Genomic DNA, 25,104 nt, shown 5'->3' on the forward strand with positions numbered 1-25,104 from the left:
ACAGTCCTGTAGAATCGACTGATCACTGCCGACTAAAAAATCATGAAACTTCATAACCATATTCTTTTCCCGCTTTTCATCCTTGGTCTGACACTGACCAGTTGCGAAAAGCCCTTTGGTGAACTCGAACAGGACCCAAACCGGCCGACAAGCGCACCGGCTTCGCTGGTTTTCAGTGGCATTCTGAACGATATGTACAACAGCAACAGTAGCCCAACGGGTTATCATGGTGTGACCAATGGCGGGTGGGGCGACCAGCAACGCTGGAACCAGTTTTACGCGAGTAACTATAATTACTATGCCACCAACGATTATGCCTGGACATCGACGGATCTCTACTATACGACGTTGAAAAACGTTGTGAAAATGGAGCAGGAAGCTAAAAAAGCAGGCCTACCCGATGTCAATGCCTATTCGGCACTGGGCAAGTTCTTCCGAGCGTTCTTTTTCGAGAACATGACCAAGCGGGTGGGTGACATCCCGGTGACGGAAGCGCTGCTGGGAGAAGCGAACCAAACGCCCAAATACAACACGCAGAAGGACACCTATGTGCAGATTCTGAAATGGCTCGACGATGCAAATGCCGACCTGACAGCATTGATCGCGAAAAGCGACAATAACCTGACGGGAGATATTTACCTGTCCAATAGCCTCAGCAAGTGGCAGAAGGTGGTCAATACCTATAAGTTGCGAGTGCTGGTTAGCCTGAGCAAGAAAGATGCGGATACCGACCTGAACGTAAAGGCGCGGTTTGCGGATATCGTCAATAACCCCACCAAATATCCGGTGATGAGTTCGATGGACGATAACCTGCAATTTGTTTATAATGGTCAGTTTAACAAATATCCCCGTAACCCGGATAATTTTGGCCAGAACGCTACTCGTGAGAATATGGCTGCTACATATCTGGGTACGCTGACAACGCTGAAAGATCCCCGCACATTTATTGTCGCTGAACCCGCCACGGCTAAGGTTGCGGCAGGTGTCAAACCAACCGATTTTGCGGCTTTTATCGGTGCATCATCGGGCGAAGATCTGGCCGTTATGTCAACGAACGCCAATCAGGGTCTTTACTCGTTCCAGAACCGGAAACATTATTATAGCACCTACACGGCTGAACCATATGTCATTATCGGCTATCCTGAGCTTCAGTTTACCATTGCCGAAGGCATCAATCGGGGCTGGGCTACAGGAAGTGCCGAAGATTATTACAAAAAAGGCATTCAGGCATCGTGGGGTTTTTATGGGTTAAAAGATGGCAGTAACGATGTATTTTTCTCGGCCGATGGGGGCTATAAAGTGTTCAACACCTATCAGGTTATGGTTAGTTTTGCCGATTATTACGCTCAGCCAGCCGTAAAATATGCCGGTAATACAACCGCTGGTCTAACGCAGGTACTGACGCAGAAATACCTGGCGTTCTTCCAGCAGGGCGGTCTCGAAGCGTTCTATAACCAGCGCCGAACAGGGGTACCCACATTCATGGTTGGACCCGGTACCGGAAATAGCACCCGAATCCCATTGCGCTGGCAGTATCCGTCTACGGAGCGATCGTATAATTCGGCCAATAATTCTGCGGCCATTACGAGTCAGTTCGGCGGTAATGATGATATAAATGCAGCCATGTGGATTTTAAAATAAAACCCCGACAGGCCCGTGCAATTAGAACCACGGGCCTTTTTGCTTCTCATTAATGCGACTTACTCTTTGTTTACTTGTCTTGCTGTTCAGCAGCCCGGTAATTGCCCAGCCCGCTCAGAATATAGTGCTGGTTACCCTTGACGGTGTTCGCTGGCAGGAAATTTTTAATGGAGCCGATTCAACATTGTTGTTTGATCCGGTATACAGTCGCGATACGGCCAGTGCCCGTAAGCAATTCTGGGCCGTTGCACCCACCGAGCGCCGGAAACGCCTTACGCCTTTTCTCTGGAATACCATCGGTCAGCAAGGGCAGGTGTATGGCAATCGGCAGTTGGGGAACCGTATGAATGTGTCGAATCCACACTGGTTCAGTTATCCGGGCTACAACGAAATTCTTAGTGGATATGCCGATGACCGGATCAAATCGAACGACAAAATCGACAACCCGAACGAAACGGTTCTGGAGTTTCTGAATAAACAGCCGGGTCTAGCGGGAAAAGTGGCCGTGTTTTCATCGTGGGACGTTATTGAAGCGGCCGTTAATGAGAAACGAACGGGCATTTACGCCAGTTCGGCAAACGAGCCGATGCAACCTCGTTCGGCAACGGATTCGTTGCTGAGTGACATGACAACGCTGTATCCCCGCCAGTTTGGAGATGGCGTGCGTGCCGATTTTCTGACTTATTTTTCAGCCCGGCAGTATGTCAAACAAAACCAGCCCAGGGTGTTTTTTTTATCGTTCGACGAAACCGACGATCTGGCCCATGCCGGACAATACCTCGATCATCTGCGCATGGTTCAGTCGATCGATGGGTATCTGGCTGATTTGTGGAAACTACTGCAAGGGATGCCGCAATATGCCGGAAAAACGGCAATGTTACTGACGACTGATCACGGACGGGGGCATACACCCAAAGCCCGCTGGAAAGATCACGGTACCAAAACTGCCGATTCATATCAGATCTGGATGGCTGCAATAGGTGCTGGCGTTGCATCGACAGGGGAGCAGAAAAACGGTCCTGTTCTGTTTCAGAATCAGATCGCTGCCACATTGGCTCAACTGCTGGGCATGGAGTTTAAAAGTGATCATCCGGTCGGCAAACCGCTTGAGAGCATTGGCAGTAAAAGTCGGTGATCAATTTAGTACTCTTCCAAAACCATGAACCGTCGAACTCTCCTCAAAACAGCCAGTCTGCTGCCTATAGCGACAGCCGGGACTTCTCTGACTACAACGGCTGATCAGCCCAGAAAGCGTTCTGTTCGTTTTGCCTATATCGGCGATACGCACATCCTGCCGGAATCGAAGCCCATGCAGCAAATTGCCAAATGCCTGCACCATATTCAGAATCAGGCTGATAAGCCGGTCTTTCTGATGCATGGGGGCGACACGATTATGGACGCGTTGGTGCAGGATCACGATCGGGTGCAGAAACAATGGGATGTCTGGCATCAGGTCATAAAAGCCGATAACTCATTGCCTATTGAACATTGCATTGGAAATCACGATGTGTGGGGATTTGAGAAGGCGAAAGGTGAACCGCTTTATGGCAAGAAATGGGCCGTTGAGCAGATGAAGATTAGCAACCGGTATCGTTCGTTCGACCGGAACGGATGGCATTTTATTGTGCTTGATAGTGTGCAGCCCAAACCCGATGGAAGCTGGTATACGGCCTTTCTGGATGCAGAACAACTCGACTGGCTAAAACAGGATTTGGCGAAAACCAGCGCTAAAACGCCTATCTTAGTACTATCGCATGTACCAATTCTAACAAGTACGGTTTTTACATTCGACAGCGAGCCTAAAAAAGACCCGACGATTATCACTAGTGGGTTGATGCACACTGATTCCGCGGAATTAATAAAGCTTTTTTACCAGTATCCGAATGTAAAAACTGCACTGAGCGGCCACACTCATTTGCTCGATCGGGTCGATTACAATGGTATCGCTTATCTGTGCAACGGAGCCGTGAGCGGTAACTGGTGGAAGACCGATTCATTCCATGAAACCAAAGCCGGTTATGCGCTGATCGATTTGTATGACGATGGAAGTGTAGCGCGAACATACGTTCAATATACTTGACTGTAATTGGATTGCTGGATGAATTGAGTTGGCGCTCAATTCATCCAGCAACCATCATTGATATGCAGGTAATAACTAACCTCTTCGCCCAAAGCGGTAATGATGCCTACTTTGGAGAACCTGTAACGCAGCTCGAACACGCGTTGCAATGTGCCCAGCTGGCAGAACTGGCCGGAGCCGACACCGACACGGTAAAAGCCGCCCTGCTGCATGATATTGGTCATCTGTTGCCGGTCGAATCGGCTGAAGGGTACATGGATGGTTATGGAACGATTGACCATGAGCGGCTTGGTGCCGACTATCTGAGGCAGCTTGGCTATTCGGAGAAAGTAGCTCAATTGATTGAAAACCACGTAAATGCCAAGCGATATCTGGTCTTCAAAAATCCGAAATACTTCGCCCGACTGTCAGAAGCCAGTCTGAAAACGCTGGAATTTCAAGGTGGGCCGATGTCGGAAGAGGAAGCGGCTGCTTTTGAGACCAACCCGTATTTCAAAGGTATTCTACAGCTTCGATCCTGGGACGAACAGGCTAAAATTCCCGGTTTGCCCACACCGGGAATTGACTATTACCTGGCTATGTAGGTGAGTTCGTCTTTCCACAAAACCCCGTGCCACGGTTATTTTAGAGCGACATGGTTAACCGTGGCACGGAGTTTTGTGGAGAAAGTCCTAGGTATTAGGAATACGTTCTAACGCTCATTGGCAGACCCAGAGTAGGATTATTAAAATCCAATTATTGTATTATATTGGTAAAATGGTGTATTTATAAGTAGCTATTTTACCGTTAACTAGGTTTGATTTTATTTCGCTGATACTTGTATTTTATTTTTTATTTTTAATAAAATATAGAATATAAAGTATATGAGAATACGTATAACTGTTATTTTATTTTATTTGCTTTCTGGATTTTGTAATGCACAGACTCTTACGGGTACGATTCGTGATGCCCGAACAAACCGAATTCTGCCGGAAGTTACTGTGCAACTTTTACAGACTACCAAAGGAGCCATAACAAATAAGCAAGGGTATTTTATTATCTATAATGTGCCAAGAGGAAGTTATGTGATGCGGCTTCGTTCGGTCGGTTATCAATTGGCCGAAGAACCGATAACGATGGGTGTCCGTGCCGATGTAAACACGACCATTCGATTACAGCCTAGTGCTGTTCAGCTTAATCAGCAGACAGTTACCAGCATTCAGCGGGCAGAAACGCCGGATTTTAACCGACCTGAGGTAACCACTGTCGTATCGAATCGGGATCTACGGCAACAACCTCCGCGGACAATTTCGGAAGCTTTGTTTGGTTCAACGGGTGTCTGGATTCAGAAAACCGATCATGCAGGAGGGGCGCCGTTTATTAGAGGATTGACCGGCCAGCAAACACTGTTACTGGTCGATGGGATACGGCTCAATAATGCCATAACCCGCTCGGGACCAAATCCGTACTTAAATACGATTGATCCGCAGAGTGTGGGGCAAGTCGAAGTTCTTCGCAGCTCCGGTTCGGTCGCCTATGGGTCAGATGCGATTGGCGGGGTGGTTAATGTATTGACCAAAACACCTCAGTTTTCCGATCAGCCCAGGTTTCAGGGGAGTTTGTTTGCCAAAGCAATGACGCAGGGCATGGACTATTCCGGTCGGGCTGAGGTAGGGTTTGGAACGCGTTCCTTTGCCTTTCTGGGTGGATTTGCCTATCGATCATTTGGCGATCTGGTTGCCGGAAAGGGTCTGGGTCGTGAAACGCCAACGGGCTACAACCAGATTTCGGGCGATGTAAAGACCCTGTTTCGGTTGTCGAATCGATACGTTGCAACGATTGCCTACCAAAATGGAAAGCTGGATAATGTGCCTGTCTATCACCAGGTTCGCTCTGAAGACTATGCCTATTATCGGTTTAACCCGCAACGAAGGCAATTAGCCTATGCCCGCCTGGAAGGATTTTATAATCGACGGTTTCTGGGATCGGTGCAATTGACTGCCTCCTGGCAACGGCAGACGGAGGGGCGACAGAGTCAGATGAACGGTAGTATTTCGGCGATACAGGAACGTGATCAGACGACAACCACTGGCCTGACACTGCTGGCCAAAGCGAACCCCAATCGATTCTGGCAAATGCAGAATGGACTAGAGTGGTACTACGATCGCGTACGAAGCAGTGGTGAAGCGATAAATACACAGACCGGAGCCGTGACCACCAGCCGTGGCTTATATCCAGATCGGGCTTCGATGAACAGCCTGGCCGCATTTTCACTCCACACGCTGTCGTTTAACCGACTGATGTTAACGGGTGGTGGGCGCTACAATATGTTCTGGATTCAAACGACTGAGCCGCCCCTGGGGAAAACCATTATTCGACCGTCTGCGCTGGTTGGAAATCTGGGAATTTCGTATGCCGTGATGCCAGTGATACGGGTCGTAGCATCGATACAGTCCGCATTTAGAGTGCCCAACGTAAATGATCTGGGGGCCCGTGGTATGATTGACTATCGTTACGAAGGGATCAATAATACCCTTCAACCGGAGCGATCGTTCAATAAAGAAATCGGGCTAAAAGTCCGGACATCGCGCTTCTCCGCAACGGTGCTGGCGTATCATAATCAATTGACCAATTTTATCAGCCTTGTTCGAACCGGGATGGATTCGGTTCAGGGGTACCCAGTCTATTTAAAGCAGAACATTGCCGAAGGAGTTACCCAGGGCATAGAGGCTGAGGTTGAAGGTGAAATCGCAACGAACTGGCTGGCTAATGCCGGAGTGACGTACACGTACGGTCAGAATAGCAGCCCAAACGAACCATTTCGACGAATTCCGCCCCTCAATGGCCGGGTTCGTCTAACCTATCAGCCACAAACCAACTGGTGGGCGAGGGCTGAACTGCTCTGGGCGGGTGCACAGACCCGACTATCGCAGGCCGATCTGGACGATAACCGCATTGCCAAAGGCGGTACGCCAGCCTGGCAGGTAATTAATGTGAACGCTGGCTATCGATGGGAAAAAATAACCCTCAGTGCTGAATTTCAGAACCTTACCAATGAAGCCTACCGGACACATGGTTCAGGCGTAGATGGTATCGGGCGCAGTGCGTGGGCATCACTTTTAATTAGTTTATGAGTTTTTCAGTTGAAGTTCGTAGTTTAATGCCAGGAATCTACCGCTGGATGTTATCGAACATCGCCTACATCAACACTCAATGCGTTTTCTCCGAAATCCTACTGCCTTTGTTCTTTTTGGGGCAACCGCTGCCTTCTGTTCCTACGCCTGCATGTATGCTTTCCGAAGGGGCATAACGGCAGTTACCTTTGAGGGTATGTTTTTTGCCGGAGTCAGCTATAAAATATGGCTCGTTACGGCGCAGGTTTTCGGTTATGCCGTATCGAAAGGAATTGGCGTGAAGGTAGTTTCTGAAATGTCGCCGGGGCGTCGGGCCATCAATATTCTCTTTTTTGTCTTGGTGGCCTTACTGGCTCTACTTGGTTTTGCGCTGGTTCCGGCTCCCTGGAATATTATTTTCCTCTTTCTCAATGGCTTACCACTGGGCATGGTATATGGCACCATGATTGGTTTTCTGGAAGGGCGTCGGCAGACCGACGCGCTGGTGGCTGGCCTGACCGCTTCCTTTATTTTCGCATCAGGATTCGTGAAAACGGTCGCCCTGACGATCAAGGCCGATTGGGGCGTAACCGAATTCTGGTTGCCGTTCGTAACAGGCATGCTCTTTGTTTTGCCCATGCTGGTTTCCATTTATGCGCTCACCTTGCTACCCCCACCCACCGACGAAGACCGTGCGTTGCGTACGGAACGAAAACCGATGGATGCGGCCGAACGCAGGGCGTTTGTGCGGAACTTCAGACCGGGATTGATCCTGCTGATTGCATCGTACGTATTGCTGTCGGCCTTCCGCGACTTCCGTGATAATTTTGGTCCAGAGATTCTGAAAGATGCCGGGGTGAACAATCCGGGTATTTTTGCCAAAACCGAAACACTGGTCGCCGTTGGTATACTCATCGTGATGGCCCTGCTTCAGCGTGTGACCGACAACTTCAGGGCGTTTGCTTTGCTAAACTGTTTGATGCTGGCCGGGGGAGCCATGGTCGGTCTGAGCACATACGCATACTCGACCGGTGTGCTGTCGCCTGGTAACTGGTTCCTTCTCACAGGGTTAGGTTTATACATGGCCTATGTGCCCTGCAATGGCCTATACTTTGAGCGGCTAATTGCCACCTTTCGGTATGTCAGCACGGTCGGATTTATCGTAACGCTGGCCGACTGGTACGGCTATCTGGGCAGCGTATGCGTGTTGCTGTATAAGAACTTTGGCCATGCCAGTATTAGTTACCGCGAGTTTTTCATCTACGGAGCCTACATCATGGCCGCTTTGTATGTTGTACTGGTGATTGGCTCATTCATTTACTTCAAAGGGCGGTTTCAGAAAGAAGAAAAATTAGTCACTATCTCCGGGGTATAAGCAGCTATAAACGAGTACGCGGATCAAAAACCGGCACAGCAGAAGGTCTTAGCACTCCAGCATTTTCCCAAATGCTGGATTTTTTATGTTCGTATTCCATGGGTGCACATCTTTGACAACACATCCTGTTAACGCATGAAACACGTTCTGATAGTGGCTGGCCTGAGCGGTAGTGGTAAAACTACGTTTGCCCGGCGATTCTGCTCCGAAAATTCGAATTGGTTACGCGTTAACCGCGACGATCTGCGACGTGGATTACTACCTGTATCATTGGGCGATTACTGGGCAACCTGGCCAGATCTGGAGAAAAATCGCATCGAATTACTCGTCAATGAGCTACAGAAAACGGCTATTCTGGAAGGGCTGGCACGAGGCTGGCATGTATTGATCGACAACACGAACCTGAAACTGAGCTACCTGAATGCGTACCGACGATTGATCAGTGGTCGTTTTCCTGAGGTCGAAATTCGGTATGCATTGATTGAGACGCCAATCGAAGAGTGCATTCGGCGTGATCAGAATCGGTCAGATTCGGTAGGGGAGGCCGTCATTCGCCGGCAGGCCGAACAGCTCGCAGCGCTCAAAAAAAACGTCAACTTTCAAAGGGAAGTGCTGACCCGAAGGCCGGTAGCTAACCGGATTCAGGAGGGTCATACTACCAACTCATTGCTGCCGCGCTGTGTGCTGGTCGATATAGATGGCACCGTGGCCCAACGGGGAGATCGATCACCTTTCGACTGGCATCGCGTTGGGGTTGATACGCCCAAGTGGCCCATCATCAGGTTGGTTCAGGCCCTGCGGTCGTCAGGTCATGTCATTATATTCATTTCCGGTCGTGACGCTGTCTGTCGATCAGAAACAATAACCTGGCTAAACCAATATTTTGGTTGGTTAGAGTCTGATTATGAGCTATTTATGCGACCAGAAAACGATCGAAAAAAAGACTCTGTGATTAAGTATGAGCTATTCGAACAGCACATTGCCGGACGGTATTCTGTTGATCTGGTTATAGATGACCGCCAGCAGGTTGTCGATATGTGGCGTCGAACACTGGGCCTGACGTGTATACAGGTTGATTACGGCGATTTTTAGAAGCATGTGGTTGCCAAAACACCTATCGGAGTCATTTTAACTTATGGATCAGACTGACAGAACCGCCAACCGTTTCAGGATAAACCTGCCCCTGATCGAGTGCAATGCTGGTTCGTAGCTGCGTCTTTCCCGATTTAGAAAGCGAAGTTTGGGCTGACAGCAAGAGCGAGATCTGTTCCAGGCCCGCATTGAACGGGTTGGCATAGGTGCCATAATGACGACTGTAAGCAAGCCGGGTTAACCAATGAAGTCGGTTTGTGAACCATCCTTCTGCTCCCAGGTAGCCCATTTGAACCCGGTTGTCCGGGAAAAAGGCACCCGCCGATTGAGTAAGTTCAGGTTTTAATTCGCCTTCGGGAGCAATGAACGGCGTACCGATCGAGCGCCCTTTGTACGACCAGCCTTGCCAATATTGCGAATGATTAAAATAATTATCGGCCCCCTGAAACGTGGAGTTCGGAATCCAGAATGTAGGGCCGCTTTGATCCATCGTACTCAGAAATTCGGCCACAAATCGACTGACTCTAAACCGTGTTTCAGCATTGCCGGGATGACGTCGCCAACTGAATCCGACCAATCCGTCGGGTAGATTTTGGAAAAGAAGCCCGGAAACATCGTCAAATGGGTGCTGATAATAAATCAGCATTGTTTCGCGCTGGGTCGTTAGCTCAACCGCAAAATCGTGTCCACCGACATGATTACCAATGCGGTATGAGCCATCGAAATCGGTGTAGTCGGCGTTTTCGAAATCACTGGGCCGATTGGCCAGAATTACATTACCGTAATATTTGAACGAAGACGGCAAATGGCCATCCAGAGCCAGTGGCGTGCCACGCAGGTAATCGGCCTGCCCGCCCCACTGCACCTGATGGTTCATGCCGATATGTACCTTTAAGGATGATTTGGGCTTCCCAAATCGCAGGTAAACATATTTCTGATGCAGATACGAACCCCTGACATACGTATCAGCAAACCACCCATGCGCGTAACCAGCTTTAATGGCAAGGAAACGTCTCAGAAATTTCAGGGGTACATAACCCAGTGTGGCAATTTGCACTTTAGGAATTGGAATGGCATTGCCGGAGCCAATGATAAAACCCGACGACTGCAACGAATCACCGAGGCCAATCAACTCACGGCGACGCCCGGCATAGAACTCTATGGCTCCATATTTTAGTTTTACATAAGCTTCGGGTAGTACAAATTGATTGCTATTCCCCACATTGGCGATTGGATTTACAGCAAATCCCCAATCCAATCGGTTCGCACGATGCCGGGTCGTATCGATGGGCTTGTAGTCTTTCGACAGACTAATCTGAAACGTAGCCAATGGCGTCATTAATGGAACAACGCCGTATTGATTGGCCCGCAACCAAAAGGGTGTAACCTGGTTTGTGGAGGCAAATCCACCCGTTTCGAGTTGGATTTGTAGGGGTGGGGTAGTCGTTTGGGCTATCGATGGAGTGCGTTCAGTTAACCAGACTAGGACCACCGAAGTGATGACGGTTGAGATTCGTGCCCATCTGGTCATACTGAGTTAAAATCGATCGTTTTAGTAGCAGAAATGGTCGTTTCCCTGGTTCGTCATAAGGCTACGATTGCAAGAGCTTTCAGACAGCCTTGAACGTAAGTCACGTACCGGTAAATGTAGCAGATTCTTCGGATGATTGCACGGAACAGCAAGACAGATTATAGAGTGGCTGATTGCTTTACATTAACTCGTATGAAGATTTACTTTACGGGCTTATTTCAATTGAATCAGGGAGTATTCAACCTATTTTTACTTCATCTTTGTTATCCTTGCATGATCATAATGTAGCTAGGAGGAATGAGCTTAACCACTCATTTACTCTTTCGCTCTTTCGCCAGTATAATCCATGAAACTTCTGAAAGTAGCAGCCGGGGTGCTGAACCAGATACCCTTAGCCTGGGAACACAATAAACAGAATATCATTAACGCCATTGAAGAAGCTAAACGTCAGGATGTTAGTCTGCTGTGCCTGACTGAGCTCTGTATTTCAGGATACGGGTGTGAGGATGCGTTTTTTGCCCAGAATACCATCGATCAATCCATTGCTTCGTTGCTGGACATAGTAGAGTATACCAGCGATATTGCCGTTGCCGTTGGTTTGCCGCTTCGCCACAACAACCGCACGTTTGATGTCGCCTGTCTGATTGCCAATAAACGCATATTGGGGTTTGCGGCCAAACAATACATGGCCAATAATGGCGTGCATTACGAAACGCGTTGGTTTCAGCCCTGGCCAGCTTATGTACGCGATGAAATCAAAATCAGCAGTTCGTCGCATGGCGATTTTTCGTACCCTTTTGGGGATATTGTATTCGATTTATCGGGAATCCGGATTGGTTTTGAGATTTGTGAAGATGCCTGGGTTGCCAACCGCCCCGGCCGTATCCTCTACGAACGAGGTGTTGATATTATTCTCAATCCGACAGCCAGCCATTTTGCATTCCTGAAATCGCAGGTGCGCGAACGGTTTGTGGTCGACGCATCGCGCGCATTTGGTGTGAGCTATATCTACAGCAATATGCTGGGTAATGAAGCGGGCCGGATGATCTACGACGGCGACGCGATGGTTGCCTCGAATGGCGAATTGCTGGTATCAGGGCCGCGCCTGAGTTACGAGGATTTTCTGATCGTTCCGGCAGTCGTCGATGTTGAAGCAACACGGTTGAATCAGACCCAGAACCGGGCTAACCTGTCGTTGTCCTATCCCAATCTTCGTGTTTCGGAGCGGTTCGACTGGCCCGATATCGCGCCCGTCATTCAGAAAGCGGAACTCGAAGCCTGGGAGCGGGGCGGTTATCTCAAAGAAGAAGAGTTTGCACGGGCGGTCGCGCTTGGACTCTTCGATTACCTGCGTAAGAGCCGTTCGCAGGGATACGTGCTGTCGCTGAGTGGTGGTGCCGACTCATCGGCCATTGCTGCAACAGTCTTTTTGATGATTCGGATGGCTGTACAGAACCTTGGTTTAGAGGGTGTCAAGAAAAAACTCAGTTACATTAAAGCGATTCAGGATTGCCATACACCGGAAGAAATGGTAGGCAAACTACTGACGGTGATGTATCAGGGAACCGAAAATTCGTCGGGCGATACCTTTAATTCAGCCAAAGAACTTGCCGAAGATATTGGTGCAACGTTCATGAATATCAATATCAATGGATTGGTTGAGACCTATCGTGGGCTGATCGAAGGACAATTGGGGCGTAAATTATCGTGGGATACCGATGATCTGGCATTGCAAAACATTCAGGCGAGGGTGCGTGCTCCGGGTATCTGGATGATGGCCAATCTCAATAATGCGTTGCTACTCAGTACGTCGAATCGGTCGGAAGCGGCCGTTGGGTACGCTACAATGGATGGTGATACCGCAGGAAGTATCAGTCCAATCACCGGAATCGACAAGCATTTTCTGCGGGGCTGGCTGCGTTGGCTCGAAACCGTCGGTCTGAACGTCAAAAATGAATCGACCCCGGCTGACCGCACGGGTTCTACCAACGATCCGACAACATCCGACCAACTCATCAAGGTAAAAGGCTTACACGCCGTAAATAACCTGCAACCGACCGCCGAACTGCGCCCATTAGACAAGAAGCAGACCGACGAAGACGATTTGATGCCATACGATGTGCTGAACTCGATTGAAGAAGCCGCTATTCGTGACAAACAGCCACCGGTTGAGGTGTTAAAGCTCGTGGAAGTTCGTTACGCAGAACGAGATGGAATTCCCGGTTATGACCGCGAGCGATTGCTGGTTTGGGTCGAACGGTTTTTCAAACTCTGGAGCCGTAATCAGTGGAAGCGTGAACGTTACGCACCGTCGTTTTACCTCGACGATCATAACCTCGATCCGCGTTCGTGGTGCCGTTTTCCGATTTTGTCGGGAGGTTTCGAGAAGGAGTTAGCCGAGATGCGCGATTGGGCCGCTGATCGGAAGCCAGCCAGTCGTAAAGGCAATCCAGGCAGGGGTAAAATTGGGTTTTAGGTAAACAGGTAAATTTTGCGACAACTCATTCCCGGTCTTCTCTTTGCGGCTCTTTGGGCCTCGGCTTCGGCTGCTACAAAATTCGGTGTACAATCGGTTCATCCGCTCATTCTGGCTAATGTTCGTTTTTTCGTTGCCGGTGGCGGAATGCTCCTGTATGCCTATGGCATTCAGCGTGGCAGTACAGGTAGTCTGAAAAAAGCCTGGCCGACGGCTACCGAATGGCGGCAGTTAACCATTTTCGCTCTCCTGAACACGACTCTCTACCTCGGCGCGTTCGTACTGGCGATGAAACAGGTATCGGCGGGTATTGGTAGCTTATCGACGGCTACCAACCCGCTGTTTATCGCCTTACTTTCCGCTCTATGGTTGCGCCGAATACCGCAGTGGAGCGAAATCGGCGGGTTATTGCTAGGCCTTTTGGGTATCGGTATAGCCACCTATCCACTGCTCCTGAATAGTTATGCTACTGTCGACGGGTTGCTGATTTTGTTGGGAGGGATGATCTCTGTTTCGGCGGCAACTGTCTATTATGCGCGAATTAAGTGGCGATTGCCCAGTCTTGTGATCAACGGCTGGCAGGTACTTTTAGGGGGCTTACTACTGCTGCCGTTTACAGGTCTGATGGCTGTACTCGATCCAAACGCGTTTAGTTCATCACACTATGACCTGCGATTCTGGGCGTCAGTATTCTGGCTCATTTTACCTGTATCGGTAGCCGCCCTGCAATTATGGTTTTTTCTGGTGCGGCAAGACCCCATCCGGGCATCGCTATGGCTGTTTCTCTGTCCGATCTTTGGCTTTATGTACTCCTATCTGCTTATGGGTGAGCCGATCACCCTATACACCGTGGTGGGTACGGCACTGGTAATTTGCGGGTTGTGGCTTGGACGGGAAAAATCGTCTGTAAGCAGGAAAGAGTAAGCAGTCTTCAGTAGGCAGAATAGGAAATAAAGATTTAGTACTGCCAACTGAAAATTGCTTACTGAAGTCTGTCTACTGTTTCAGGACAATCATTTCTACCCGTCGGTTGAGTTTGCGGGTTGCTTCTGAGTTATTATTGGCAATCGGGCGCGTAGGCCCATAACCGCGTGTTGTGATGCGACTGGCTAAAATGCCGCTTTGTACCAGATAGGCTTTCACAACCTCCACCCGCTCTTTCGACAACTCAACATTTTTGTCGAAATCGCCCTGATTATCAGTGTGGCCGGCCAGTTCAATCTCGGCAGTAGGGTGCTGCTGCATAAATTGCAACACCTGTTCCAGCATCGGCTGGGCGTCTGGGAGCAGTTCAGACTTGCTCTGTACAAATTGAAGTGCCCGCAATTGAGTGGCTTTGCCTTTAGGCGCTACAACCAGTGGTGGCGTATAGGTAACCTTGGCATCGAGCGTTTTTGGGGGCGTAAGCCGCTCAGTTGGGGGTGGTACGCTGCTACCCGCCGATCGGTTACTGGTTACGGCCACGGTTGGGAGAGTAACCGGTGGAGTCGACGTGTTTGACGAGGTCGATGATGCGGTTTGTGCCGGTTCCGTTTTGGCTGGCTTTGGACTGGATGAAGCCGATACGACAGGGCTAGTAGTAGCTGCTACAGGCTTGGATCCAAGGCGATACAAGCTGATAAGTTTGGAAATTCTATTTGTATAAGCCGAGGTAGGCGCTGATTCCTGATCGTAAGGTTCATAGCCATTGGCTACCACTGAAAGATGATAAGCCTCATTTTTGCTGAGAATGAGCCGGTAGGTACCGTCCTGACCCGTCCGCTGTTTATCGCTGAATGTACCCGACTGATTTTTAACCGAGATCGTTGCCCCGGTAATGGGTTCGCGTGTGGCATCGTCAACAATTGTTCCTTCCATGGAAAGAGAAACTGGTGCCGTGGTTGTAACCGCCTGAGGTTTCGACTGCCCCCAACTCGTGATAAACGGAGAACTGCTGAGGAACAGGAAACTGGCAAAAAATAGTGAATAGGTTCGTTTCATTGTCAAGAAACAACGCGAAAAGAAAGCCCAAAAGTACGTTCATTCCGGTAAAAAACAACCTGATGTACGGATGAGAATGCGCTTGTTTTTGAAGTATTTTTAAGAGGCAAAAAATACTGCATAACTTCTTGATTATGACTATGTTATATATAGAAAATTGTTGATGAAAAATGAACGTCAAATACACTTTTTTCGTTAATAAAATATGACACAGATAACTAACGTGACGATGCATTCCCCGAACGCTCAGGCACCCCTTGCACCGAATTCAGCGGGCAATTTGCCGCTCGACGACAACTGGCGGAAGTCGATTCCGGCACAGGTGTTTCTGAACCATTTTTTTGCTATGGATTACCATATCCAGCACCAGAACGACCTTTTCGATGTATCGAAGTTTCCGATTTTTCAGCAATTCCACGGGACTGTAACAGACGCCAGTTATAAAGCATTGGAGAAGTTGTTGCTAAACAGCTGGAGCGCCGAATACGCCCTGCGTATTACGCCGGTTGTTAACGATGAACAATACCTGCAAAGCTCATTGCACTGGACTTTTCCGCAAGCCTATTATAGCGCGCTGTTTAGTGCAAGGGCGTTTCTGGCCGTACAGGGCGTCAATGTCAGCAATGAAGAGTTGATCCGTAAGCGGATTGGTAATATGGTCGTACGGGGCTATTATCCGGCTTCTATTGGCTATTATGCACTGGGTCCGATCAATAGCTACCGAATTCAGCGGCTGCCAATGGCCAAACGCTTCTCTGTTGCGTCTAAAACCGATCTGTTGCTGCCGTCGCGCGAAGGATCTGTTCAGGCTGAACTGGCTCAGTTTCTTAAAACCACCCGCGATCAGCGTATCAAGGCTCTACGCAATGCCATTCAGACGAATCCGAAAACAGCGTTGCGTAGTCCTAAAACGGGCGAGATTTTGCAGAAGTTTAGTGTAGAGCAATATAAGCAACTGGCAAAACAGATCGGGTATACCACCTATTTTGACATGCTGAGCCGACTTCGTATTTCATCGACCAACCGGGAAATAGAACGGTTTGTCGATTCTGAGATCGATGTCAAGCTCTTTCATCAAAGTCTGGTGAATATTGTAGCGCATGTCAATGCCGTTCATGAGGCTTACATTGCCAAAGCGCTTGGGGTTGAGGCTTATCGACAGTTGGTTGCCAAGCTACCTTCTTATCTTCAGGAAAGCTTTGTGCGGGAGCGAATGAATACGCTCATTGTGCCTATGCTTACCACCGATGAGGATTCGCAGTTGCGGATGGCGGCCTGACACTCGATAGATCCGGCAAAAGCCAGATTAGTGACGTCACTAATCTGGCTTTTTTGTTTATGAGTAAAATTATAAATAGAACATTCCTGCCTATTAGTATTATTCTTTAAAGAAGGGTATTCATTTTGTTTTATCCAATTTGCTACTAATCGTCTGAATGCCTTTTAATTACTCACAAATGGTGTTGTTCTATCTATCACTCATCGATAAAAACAATATCATTTCCAGAAGAACACTCCCTTAATTTGCATTTGAATTAGATTTGAACTGATATACAACCTGAATTGATTCTATGAAAAATCAAATTATTTCTGTTGGCTCGCAATTTCCGGATTTTAAAAAACTGGCTGTTGTTTCGCTCGATAAAGACAACGAGTTCTACGAAATTTCGTCGGACGATCACAAGAATGCGAATCAGTGGTTAGTGATGTTCTGGTGGCCAAAGGATTTCACCTTCGTATGCCCAACCGAAATTGCTGAATTCAACAAGAAGTTTAACGATTTCCAGGATCGCGATACGATGGTAATCGGCGCTTCAACCGATAGCGAATTCGTTCACCTGGCATGGCGTAAAAACCACGACGATCTGCGTGGTCTGAAGTTCCCGATGCTGGCCGATACATCGAAATCACTGGCCGAAGAGCTGGGTATTCTGGAAGCCAACGAAAAAGTTGCGTATCGTGTTACGTACATCGTTGATCCACAGGGTATTGTTCGTTGGGTAAACGTTAATGATCTTTCTGTTGGTCGTAACGTCAACGAAGTAATCCGCGTGCTTGATGCCCTTCAAACGGACGAACTGTGCCCCTGCAACTGGCAGAAAGGCGAAGCTACGCTGACCGCTTAATTAATGATTGACTAATTGACTGGCTGAATGATTGAGTTCTGAATTCCTCCAATCATTCAGCCAGTCAGTCAGTCGACAATTCAATCATGACAACTACACAAAACGAAACCGTTACGTCGTTGCTGGGTCTGGTCGGTCTCGAACCTACCGGCGAGCATCCTGTTTTGGAGGCATTAGCTCAGGCGGACCATCGCTACCTGCGCGATCTGAAAATCAACGTAGGCAACGTCCTGAACAGCACTCAGACGCTGACCAAAAAAGAAGCGCTGTTATTAGCTCTGTCGATCGCTGTAAATGAAAAATACCAGCCGCTGATCGATTCCCTGACAACGGTTGCTAAACAGGAGGGTGCTTCTGATGCCGAGGTTGCTGAAACAGTTGCCTGTACATCGCTTTTGAGCACGAACAATGTATTTTATCGGTTCCGGCACTTTGTCAGCAAAGATTATTATCAGCAAACTCAACCCGGAATTCGGATGAGTATTATGATGAATCCGGTGCTGGGTAAGGAGTTTTTTGAGCTGATGAGTCTGGCGGTGTCGGCCGTCAATGGCTGCGAACTTTGCGTTCGGTCGCACGAAGAAAGTGTATTGAAACACGGTGCCAGTGAGCCACGTGTTTTTGATGCGATCCGGTTAGCGGCTGTGATCAAAGGGTTGATCACCGTTTTGTAAGGATAATCATACGAGTCATAAACGCGTAAGGGGGATAAAAGAACGGAAGCATCAAGCCTCATTGTTCTTCTATCCCCCTTACGCGTTTTTACTGCGTCCTCTTATTGATCGCCCAGATCAGTTGCGGAAATCCATTTCACCCCAAATTGCTGTCCCTGGATCCCAGATTCGGATGGGTTTATATAGCGGATGGTAAACGAATTGACAATTCCATTCCACTGAGCGCTGTTTTTCACCGGGATTGCATAGGTATGATACCGGTTGTCGGGTATGATATTGAACTGGATTTTCTGATTGGATTGCTCCGCTTCCAGCTCCGACTGACCAATCTTCTTCCAATCAAGCGATAATTGCGTTTCTGGCGTAATAGCCCGCATCCGAACGTAAATCGTGCCAAACTCAGCTGTTTTATAGCCTTTTTGGGGCGACGACAGCCGGAAGCGCCGATCGGTTGGGGTTATTACCAGTTCATCACCAACCGGGAATCCCTGATCATATCCTTTACGATACGTGAACCCCTTGCGTGTTGGGCTATTGGCAAATACATAATTAGGCTTGGTTTCTGCACGGGGCAGTCCGTTGATTGTACTGCGGATTTCATCCAGCGTACCCACGACAACATTGAAGTCAAATTCATATACGCCATTTGGGTCCAGAATCATGTTCACGGTGTTGGCAATATAGCCTGCATTGATCGATTCAGGAGGGCCAATACCAGGGCTATCGAACAGACCCGCCTTGAATTCGTTCGAGTAAGGGGTATGCAGGGCAAGGCCCCGGTTTGTATTGGGCCGGACAGCGACGATCCATGGCTCTGAGGCACTGATGTCATAAGGCCCCATATGTCCCTGATAATTATATTGGTTGAAGCTTTTGCCACTTCCGCCAATATTTGGAATCGCGTTCACATTAACCAGAGGAGCGTTGGTATACGGATCGCCCTGCACCACATAGAACTGGTAGTACATGCTGCTGGTATACGTACAGGGAAGTTCCTGTTGGCGTGAATCTGCATACTTGGTTTGGTCTGGACGGCTGCCTGTAATTCGGACATGTCGTTTTACGACGTTGCCTTCCAATCGAATCCATTGCTCAACGATGTAGTCGCCGGGTTCGTTACTCAAGCCCCAGTGCATACCACGTGTTTTACAGTAAAGCATTTTATCCGTACGTCCATATCCCAGAATCGGCGAGTAGTCTCCAGCAATGCTACCTCCCTGTACGGGGTTATAGCCTATGTCGTCTAATACCCGTTTCCCATTCTGAGTCCATCCGGTATTAGCATCGGGGAGACCATAGAGCGAAATTTGATCGTCGCGGCCTGGATCCCGTTTTCCATTTGATTTAACATAACAGTTAATCATGTTTTCACCCACCTGAAGATCGGTTACTTCGCGAACAACACCACCAACGCCTAGATCAATGGCCACCCGAACCCGCTCATTCTGCAATACGGGCCGCTTATCATCTGGTTGAGGGCTATTTAAGATGGGGTAATCCTCGTTAGATGGTGGCGTACAGCCATCGACAGTGACAGTGCCCGTTGCGGTCTTGCTGGTACAACCGTTTCGAGTGGCGGTGACGGTGTAGGAGTAGGAACCATTGGTAGAGGGCGCTGTGAAGTTGATCGTCTGGCCTTGTTGACTAATGCCATTCCCAGTCCAGCTATAGGTAATCTGATCACAGTTGGGGCCTGAACAGTTGGCGTTCAGACTTACGGCTCCTCCACAGCCAGTGTTGACCGAGTTGACCGACACATCGAAAGCGCAATTCTGGGTCGGTGTGCAACCCGTGACGGTGACAACCCCAATGGCGGTTTTGCTGGTACAACCATTGCGAGTAGCCGTGACAGTGTACGAATAGGTGCCGTTGGTGGAGGGGGCGGTCAGGTTGAGGGTTTGGCCTTGCTGACTGACACCATTGCCACTCCAGCTGTAGCTGACCTGATCACAGTTAGGCCCAGAACAATTGGCGTTCAGACTTACCGCACTCCCACAAGTGGCGTTGACCGAGTTGACCGACACATCGAAAGCGCAGTTCTGGGTTGGCGTGCAACCCGCAACGGTAACAGTACCGACCGCCGTCTTACTGGTGCAGCCATTACGCGTGGCCGTGACGGTGTAGGAATAAGTGCCGTTGGTGGAGGGCGCGGTCAGGCTGAGGGTTTGCCCTTGCTGACTGATGCCATTGCCGCTCCAGCTGTAGCTGACCTGATCACAGTTGGGTCCTGAACAGTTGGCATTCAGACTTACCGCACTCCCACAGGCGGCATTCACCGAGTTGACCGACACATCAAAGGCACAACTAGCCGTGGAGGTCGAGCTGGGACAGCTGGCGGTGGTGATGGGACTGTGAGCCAGCTCAAAGGTGCTGCCTGCCACCTTCACCGCGATGGTGAGGGGGGTGTTGGTTTTGTAGGAGTCGGGAATCGACCAGCTATAGCCGAACTGAGCAAAGCCATTGGTGTTGTAGGCCAGAGCGACATCGGTTCGTGTCTGGTCGGCCAGCAGGGTAGTGGCTTTGGTGCCATTGATGTAGACATCGACGCTCTGGGATTTCTGGGTGGCTTTGGTATCGAGGATCCAGCCATTGAGAGCGTTACAGTTGGCATTATCGAGGTAGCTGCGGTATTCGGGAGTGGGAGCACTACAACCCGTGACGGTGACAACCCCAACGGCGGTTTTACTGGTGCAGCCATTGCGCGTGGCCGTGACAGTGTAAGAGTAGGAACCATTGGTAGAGGGCGCGGTCAGATTGAGGGTTTGTCCCTGCTGACTGATGCCGTTGCCACTCCAGCTGTAGCTGACCTGATCACAGTTAGAACCTGAACAGTTGGCATTCAGACTTACCGCACTCCCACAGGCGGCACTCAGTGAGTTGACCGACACATCGAAAGCACATGTAGGTGGAGGAGTACAGCCTGTGACGGTAACAACCCCAACGGCGGTTTTACTGGTGCAGCCGTTTCGAGTGGCCGTGACAGTGTAGGAGTAGGTGCCGTTGGCGGATGGAGCCGTCAGATTGAGGGTTTGACCTTGCTGGCTGACTCCATTTCCGCTCCAGCTATAACTGACCTGATCACAGTTGGGTCCTGAACAGGTAGCGTTCAGACTTACCGTTCCTCCACAAGTGGCGCTCATCGAGTTGACTGACACATCGAAGGCGCAGTTCTGAGTGGGCGTGCAACCATCGACAGTGACAGTGCCCGTTGCGGTCTTGCTGGTACAACCGTTTCGAGTGGCGGTGACGGTGTAGGAGTAGGAACCATTGGTAGAGGGCGCTGTGAAGTTGATCGTCTGGCCTTGTTGACTAATGCCATTCCCAGTCCAGCTATAGGTAATCTGATCACAGTTGGGGCCTGAACAGTTGGCGTTCAGACTTACGGCTCCTCCACAAGTAGCGTTGACCGAGTTGACCGACACATCGAAAGCGCAATTCTGGGTCGGTGTGCAACCCGTGACGGTGACAACCCCAACGGCGGTTTTGCTGGTACAACCATTGCGAGTAGCCGTGACAGTGTAGGAATAGGTTCCGTTAGTCGATGGGGCGGTCAGGTTGAGGGTTTGGCCTTGCTGGGTAACTCCATTGCCACTCCAGCTGTAGCTGACCTGATCACAGTTAGGCCCAGAACAATTGGCGTTCAGACTTACCGCACTCCCACAAGTGGCGTTGACCGAGTTGACCGACACATCGAAAGCGCAGTTCTGGGTTGGCGTGCAACCCGCAACGGTGACGGTTCCGACCGCCGTCTTACTGGTGCAGCCATTACGCGTGGCCGTGACGGTGTAGGAATAAGTGCCGTTGGTGGAGGGCGCGGTCAGGCTGAGGGTTTGCCCTTGCTGACTGATGCCATTGCCGCTCCAGCTATAGGTAATCTGATCACAGTTGGGTCCAGAACAATTGGCGTTCAGACTTACCGCACTCCCACAGGCGGCATTCACCGAGTTGACCGACACATCAAAGGCACAACTAGCCGTGGAGGTCGAGCTGGGACAGCTGGCGGTGGTGATGGGACTGTGAGCCAGCTCAAAGGTGCTGCCTGCCACCTTCACCGCGATGGTGAGGGGGGTGTTGGTTTTGTAGGAGTCGGGAATCGACCAGCTATAGCCGAACTGAGCAAAGCCATTGGTGTTGTAGGCCAGAGCGACATCGGTTCGTGTCTGGTCGGCCAGCAGGGTAGTGGCTTTGGTGCCATTGATGTAGACATCGACGCTCTGGGATTTCTGGGTGGCTTTGGTATCGAGGATCCAGCCATTGAGAGCGTTACAGTTGGCATTATCGAGGTAGCTGCGGTATTCGGGAGTGGAAGCACTACTACAACCCGTGACGGTGACAACCCCAACGGCAGTCTTACTGGTGCAGCCATTGCGCGTGGCCGTGACAGTGTAGGAATAAGTGCCGTTGGTCGACGGTGAAGTCAGGTTAAGGGTTTGTCCTTGCTGGCTGATGCCATTGCCACTCCAGCTGTAGCTGACCTGATCACAGTTAGGGCCTGAGCAGTTGGCGTTCAGGCTTACCGCATTACCACAAGTAGCATTGACCGGGCTGACCGACACATCAAAAGCGCAGGAGGGTTGTGTACTACAGCCACTAACGGTGACGGTTCCCGTCGCGGTTTTGCTGGCACAACCCGGCCGAGTGGCGGTAACCGTATACGTATAGGTTCCATTGGTGGAGGGAGCCGTCAGGTTAAGGGTTTGTCCTTGCTGGCTAACACCATTGCCACTCCAGTTATAACTGACCTGATCACAGTTGGGTCCTGAACAGGTAGCGTTCAGGGTCACCGATCCTCCACAAGAAGCGTTGACTGAATTAACCGATACATCAAAAGCGCAGGTAGGGGTAGACGATCCGGGACAACTCGGGGTTGACAACGGGCTCTGGGTTAATTCAAAGGAGCTTCCTGCTACTTTAGCCGCAATTTTAAGGGGCGAGTTATTTTTGTACTGGTCGGGTAAATTCCAACGGTACCCGTATAGTTCAAATCCGCTGACATTGAACGACTTTGAGACATCCGTACGATTTTGATCGGCTTTGATGGTCGTCACCTTAACATCATTGATGTAAATATCCAGATTTACGGATTGCTTGGGCGCATTGAGGTTTATAGCCCAGCCACCAATGACATCACAGTTCGCAAATTCTAAGAATCCTCGATAATTAGGGGTGCCAGATGGATCAGATGGATCTGTTCCAGGGGACGACCCAGGGCAAACGGGGGTAGTGGTTGGGCTCTGGATTAAATCCGTGTTGGTATTGGCATACCGTACCGATACTTTCAGGGCTTTATTGGCCTTGTACTTTTCGGGCAGACTCCAGCGGTAGCCGTATAATTCAAAACCACTCACATTGTATGTCCTGGCAACATCCGACCGGTTTTGATCGGCCTTGATCGTTGCTACCTTAGCGTTGTCGATGTAAATGTCCAGATCTACCGATTGTTTCGGAGAGTTCACATCGATGGCCCAGCCACCAATAACATCACAGTTGGCAAACTCCAGAAAGCCTCGGTAATCGGGACTGGCAACCCTTGCTCCTTTAGCGGTATTGTCGGTAACAACGTTATCCGTAAGAACGTATAAGGTTGGTGAAGCAGAATTAGTCTGGTTATTGGCATCGTTAGCAGGTTCGCGAAGCGCTGCCTTTTGAGTGGTTAACTCTTTTAGGTTAACTAACGCTTTTTCTACAAATAAGCTCTGTGCATCGGCCTGACCATGGCTACGCAATAGCCGGAAAGAAGTGCCAGGTGTTATCGTTGAAAAATGCCCAATAATGTGATACGTTGCTTCAGTCCGCGCTGGATAAGATAACTCGGCGCCGATATAATCGACAAAGTCACCTCCTGTTTGTTCAAAACCTGCAGGGAGTATAAGTTTTAATCGATACGTATTGGAACCAGGTAGATGAAAGAGTAAATTCGGGGATATTGATAGCAGTTCGGCTTTGATCGTCAGATCGATGGTTTCGCCCAGCCGGATCGACTGCTTATTGATACTTAGACTAAACCGGATCGGATCATTATCAGTGGGTGAAAGGCTTTGCCGATCCGATAGATTAGCGAAATTATGATACGTAAATAAATTAACTGGAGTCGGCCGGGGCGTAACACTAACTAGCCTACGCCCCGGTGGCTTTTTTATAATAGGTAGGCTGTACGAGGAGAGTGCTAGCAGAAACAGTAGGCAAAAATAGCTCAAAGAGTATCCGGTAATACATCTTTTCAGATTGTAAAAGATTAATTTCATAATAAGTTGGATAAAGCTAGTTGGTAAGCAAGCCTATGACTAGGCACTGATAGGTCCGTAGCAAAATTTGTACCGGTTTTGTAAGAAATGGTAAGAAATAATTAATGATTTGAGAATATACTTAATTAGTTATTTATTAATAAGTTTATAAAATCGTTAACTTAAGAGTATTCGCTAATTCTGGCTAAATGGTGAGTGCCAGTACTATTTTTATTTTTTGTGACCATTTATAAAGTACTATCTCTTTTATTCACTTTGATAATTAAGTAGTCTTAATAGTGTTTAATGTTGCTAATGGGAAGTTTAACTGAAAAATGACCATTTAAGTTATTAAAATTGTATATATAGCTACAATCTGGTTAATTTATTGTTAATCTGAACCTTCTAAAGGCTGGATTTGCTTGAAATCAAATTAATTAGGGCCAGAATAGAGCTAACCTTATAGTTTCATGAATGGAGTACTGTTTATGGGCGGTATTTTCCAAAAAATGAAACGGATAATGGCTTCTATAGAAGTGATAAATGGTAGCCTTATTACGCGAAAAAGGCGATTTTGGGCTTATATCTTGCTCAATCAGCTGAACTAACTGGCCTGACGGTGAACTTTATAGGATTGTTGTAGTTCAAGCCAGGCACGCTTTGTTTCAAGTAGGTAATATGTGAAATCTGAGGAGACAAAGAGCAAATAGAACTAGCTATTTTGCCAATAGTAAGCACATATTTATAGTTGCAATTTGTGACATATGCTATACCTGAAGAGATTATTATAGAATCTTAGTAAATGGCATGGAT

General features: G+C 49.0%; 15 protein-coding genes. 12 read left to right on the forward strand and 3 right to left on the reverse strand.

Going from position 1 to position 25,104, the window contains the following annotated elements; all coding sequences use genetic code 11:
- Window positions 1–42: 42 nt before the first annotated feature.
- From GJR95_RS00380 to GJR95_RS00410, 7 genes are all read left to right on the forward strand, one after another.
- On the forward strand, window positions 43–1,641 hold the full coding sequence (locus GJR95_RS00380) for a SusD/RagB family nutrient-binding outer membrane lipoprotein (protein WP_162383999.1): 1,599 nt from the start codon (window positions 43–45) through the stop codon (window positions 1,639–1,641).
- 52 nt (window positions 1,642–1,693) lie between these two features.
- Window positions 1,694–2,776 (forward strand): alkaline phosphatase family protein, encoded by a 1,083-nt coding sequence (locus GJR95_RS00385; RefSeq protein ID WP_162384000.1) that lies wholly within the window; start codon window positions 1,694–1,696, stop codon window positions 2,774–2,776.
- A gap of 24 nt (window positions 2,777–2,800) precedes the next feature.
- Window positions 2,801–3,721: a metallophosphoesterase family protein gene (locus tag GJR95_RS00390; RefSeq protein WP_162384001.1), complete on the forward strand. Its 921-nt coding sequence runs from the start codon at window positions 2,801–2,803 to the stop codon at window positions 3,719–3,721.
- Between the two features lie 62 nt (window positions 3,722–3,783).
- Entirely contained in the window at window positions 3,784–4,305 is a 522-nt protein-coding gene (locus GJR95_RS00395) for an HD domain-containing protein (RefSeq protein ID WP_162384002.1), read from the forward strand.
- A 279-nt stretch (window positions 4,306–4,584) separates the two neighbouring features.
- Window positions 4,585–6,834: a TonB-dependent receptor gene (locus GJR95_RS00400; RefSeq protein ID WP_162384003.1), complete on the forward strand. Its 2,250-nt coding sequence runs from the start codon at window positions 4,585–4,587 to the stop codon at window positions 6,832–6,834.
- 79 nt (window positions 6,835–6,913) lie between these two features.
- Complete coding sequence (locus tag GJR95_RS00405; protein WP_162384004.1) at window positions 6,914–8,188, forward strand: DUF5690 family protein; 1,275 nt, start codon at window positions 6,914–6,916, stop codon at window positions 8,186–8,188.
- A 135-nt stretch (window positions 8,189–8,323) separates the two neighbouring features.
- Window positions 8,324–9,280 carry a phosphatase domain-containing protein gene (locus GJR95_RS00410; protein ID WP_162384005.1) on the forward strand — a complete coding sequence of 319 codons (957 nt, stop codon included), beginning with the start codon at window positions 8,324–8,326 and terminating at the stop codon, window positions 9,278–9,280.
- Between the two features lie 31 nt (window positions 9,281–9,311).
- Here the strand turns inward: GJR95_RS00410 and GJR95_RS00415 are convergent, their stop codons facing one another.
- A complete protein-coding gene (locus GJR95_RS00415; protein WP_162384006.1) occupies window positions 9,312–10,811 on the reverse strand; it encodes a capsule assembly Wzi family protein in 1,500 nt (499 codons plus the stop codon).
- 346 nt (window positions 10,812–11,157) lie between these two features.
- Here GJR95_RS00415 and nadE point away from each other — a divergent pair, with 346 nt between their 5' ends.
- Complete coding sequence (gene nadE / locus GJR95_RS00420; protein ID WP_162384007.1) at window positions 11,158–13,287, forward strand: NAD(+) synthase; 2,130 nt, start codon at window positions 11,158–11,160, stop codon at window positions 13,285–13,287.
- A 15-nt stretch (window positions 13,288–13,302) separates the two neighbouring features.
- A complete protein-coding gene (locus tag GJR95_RS00425; protein WP_162384008.1) occupies window positions 13,303–14,211 on the forward strand; it encodes a DMT family transporter in 909 nt (302 codons plus the stop codon).
- Between the two features lie 72 nt (window positions 14,212–14,283).
- Here GJR95_RS00425 and GJR95_RS00430 read toward each other — a convergent pair whose 3' ends face one another.
- Complete coding sequence (locus GJR95_RS00430) at window positions 14,284–15,267, reverse strand: OmpA family protein (protein ID WP_162384009.1); 984 nt, start codon at window positions 15,265–15,267, stop codon at window positions 14,284–14,286.
- A gap of 205 nt (window positions 15,268–15,472) precedes the next feature.
- Between GJR95_RS00430 and GJR95_RS00435 the strand changes: the two genes are divergently transcribed.
- From GJR95_RS00435 to GJR95_RS00445, 3 genes are all read left to right on the forward strand, one after another.
- Window positions 15,473–16,546: a hypothetical protein gene (locus GJR95_RS00435; protein WP_174260176.1), complete on the forward strand. Its 1,074-nt coding sequence runs from the start codon at window positions 15,473–15,475 to the stop codon at window positions 16,544–16,546.
- Between the two features lie 292 nt (window positions 16,547–16,838).
- Entirely contained in the window at window positions 16,839–17,393 is a 555-nt protein-coding gene (locus GJR95_RS00440; RefSeq protein WP_162384010.1) for a peroxiredoxin, read from the forward strand.
- Window positions 17,394–17,479: 86 nt separating this feature from the next.
- The gene (locus GJR95_RS00445; RefSeq protein ID WP_162384011.1) at window positions 17,480–18,067 is read left to right on the forward strand and encodes a carboxymuconolactone decarboxylase family protein; all 588 of its coding nucleotides are present in this window, start codon (window positions 17,480–17,482) and stop codon (window positions 18,065–18,067) included.
- A 101-nt stretch (window positions 18,068–18,168) separates the two neighbouring features.
- Here the strand turns inward: GJR95_RS00445 and GJR95_RS00450 are convergent, their stop codons facing one another.
- Window positions 18,169–24,264, reverse strand: a complete 6,096-nt coding sequence (locus tag GJR95_RS00450; RefSeq protein WP_162384012.1) for a hypothetical protein — start codon at window positions 24,262–24,264, stop codon at window positions 18,169–18,171.
- Between the last annotated feature and the right edge of the window lie 840 nt (window positions 24,265–25,104).

The organism is Spirosoma endbachense, assembly GCF_010233585.1.
Taxonomy (GTDB): Bacteria; Bacteroidota; Bacteroidia; order Cytophagales; family Spirosomataceae; genus Spirosoma; species Spirosoma endbachense.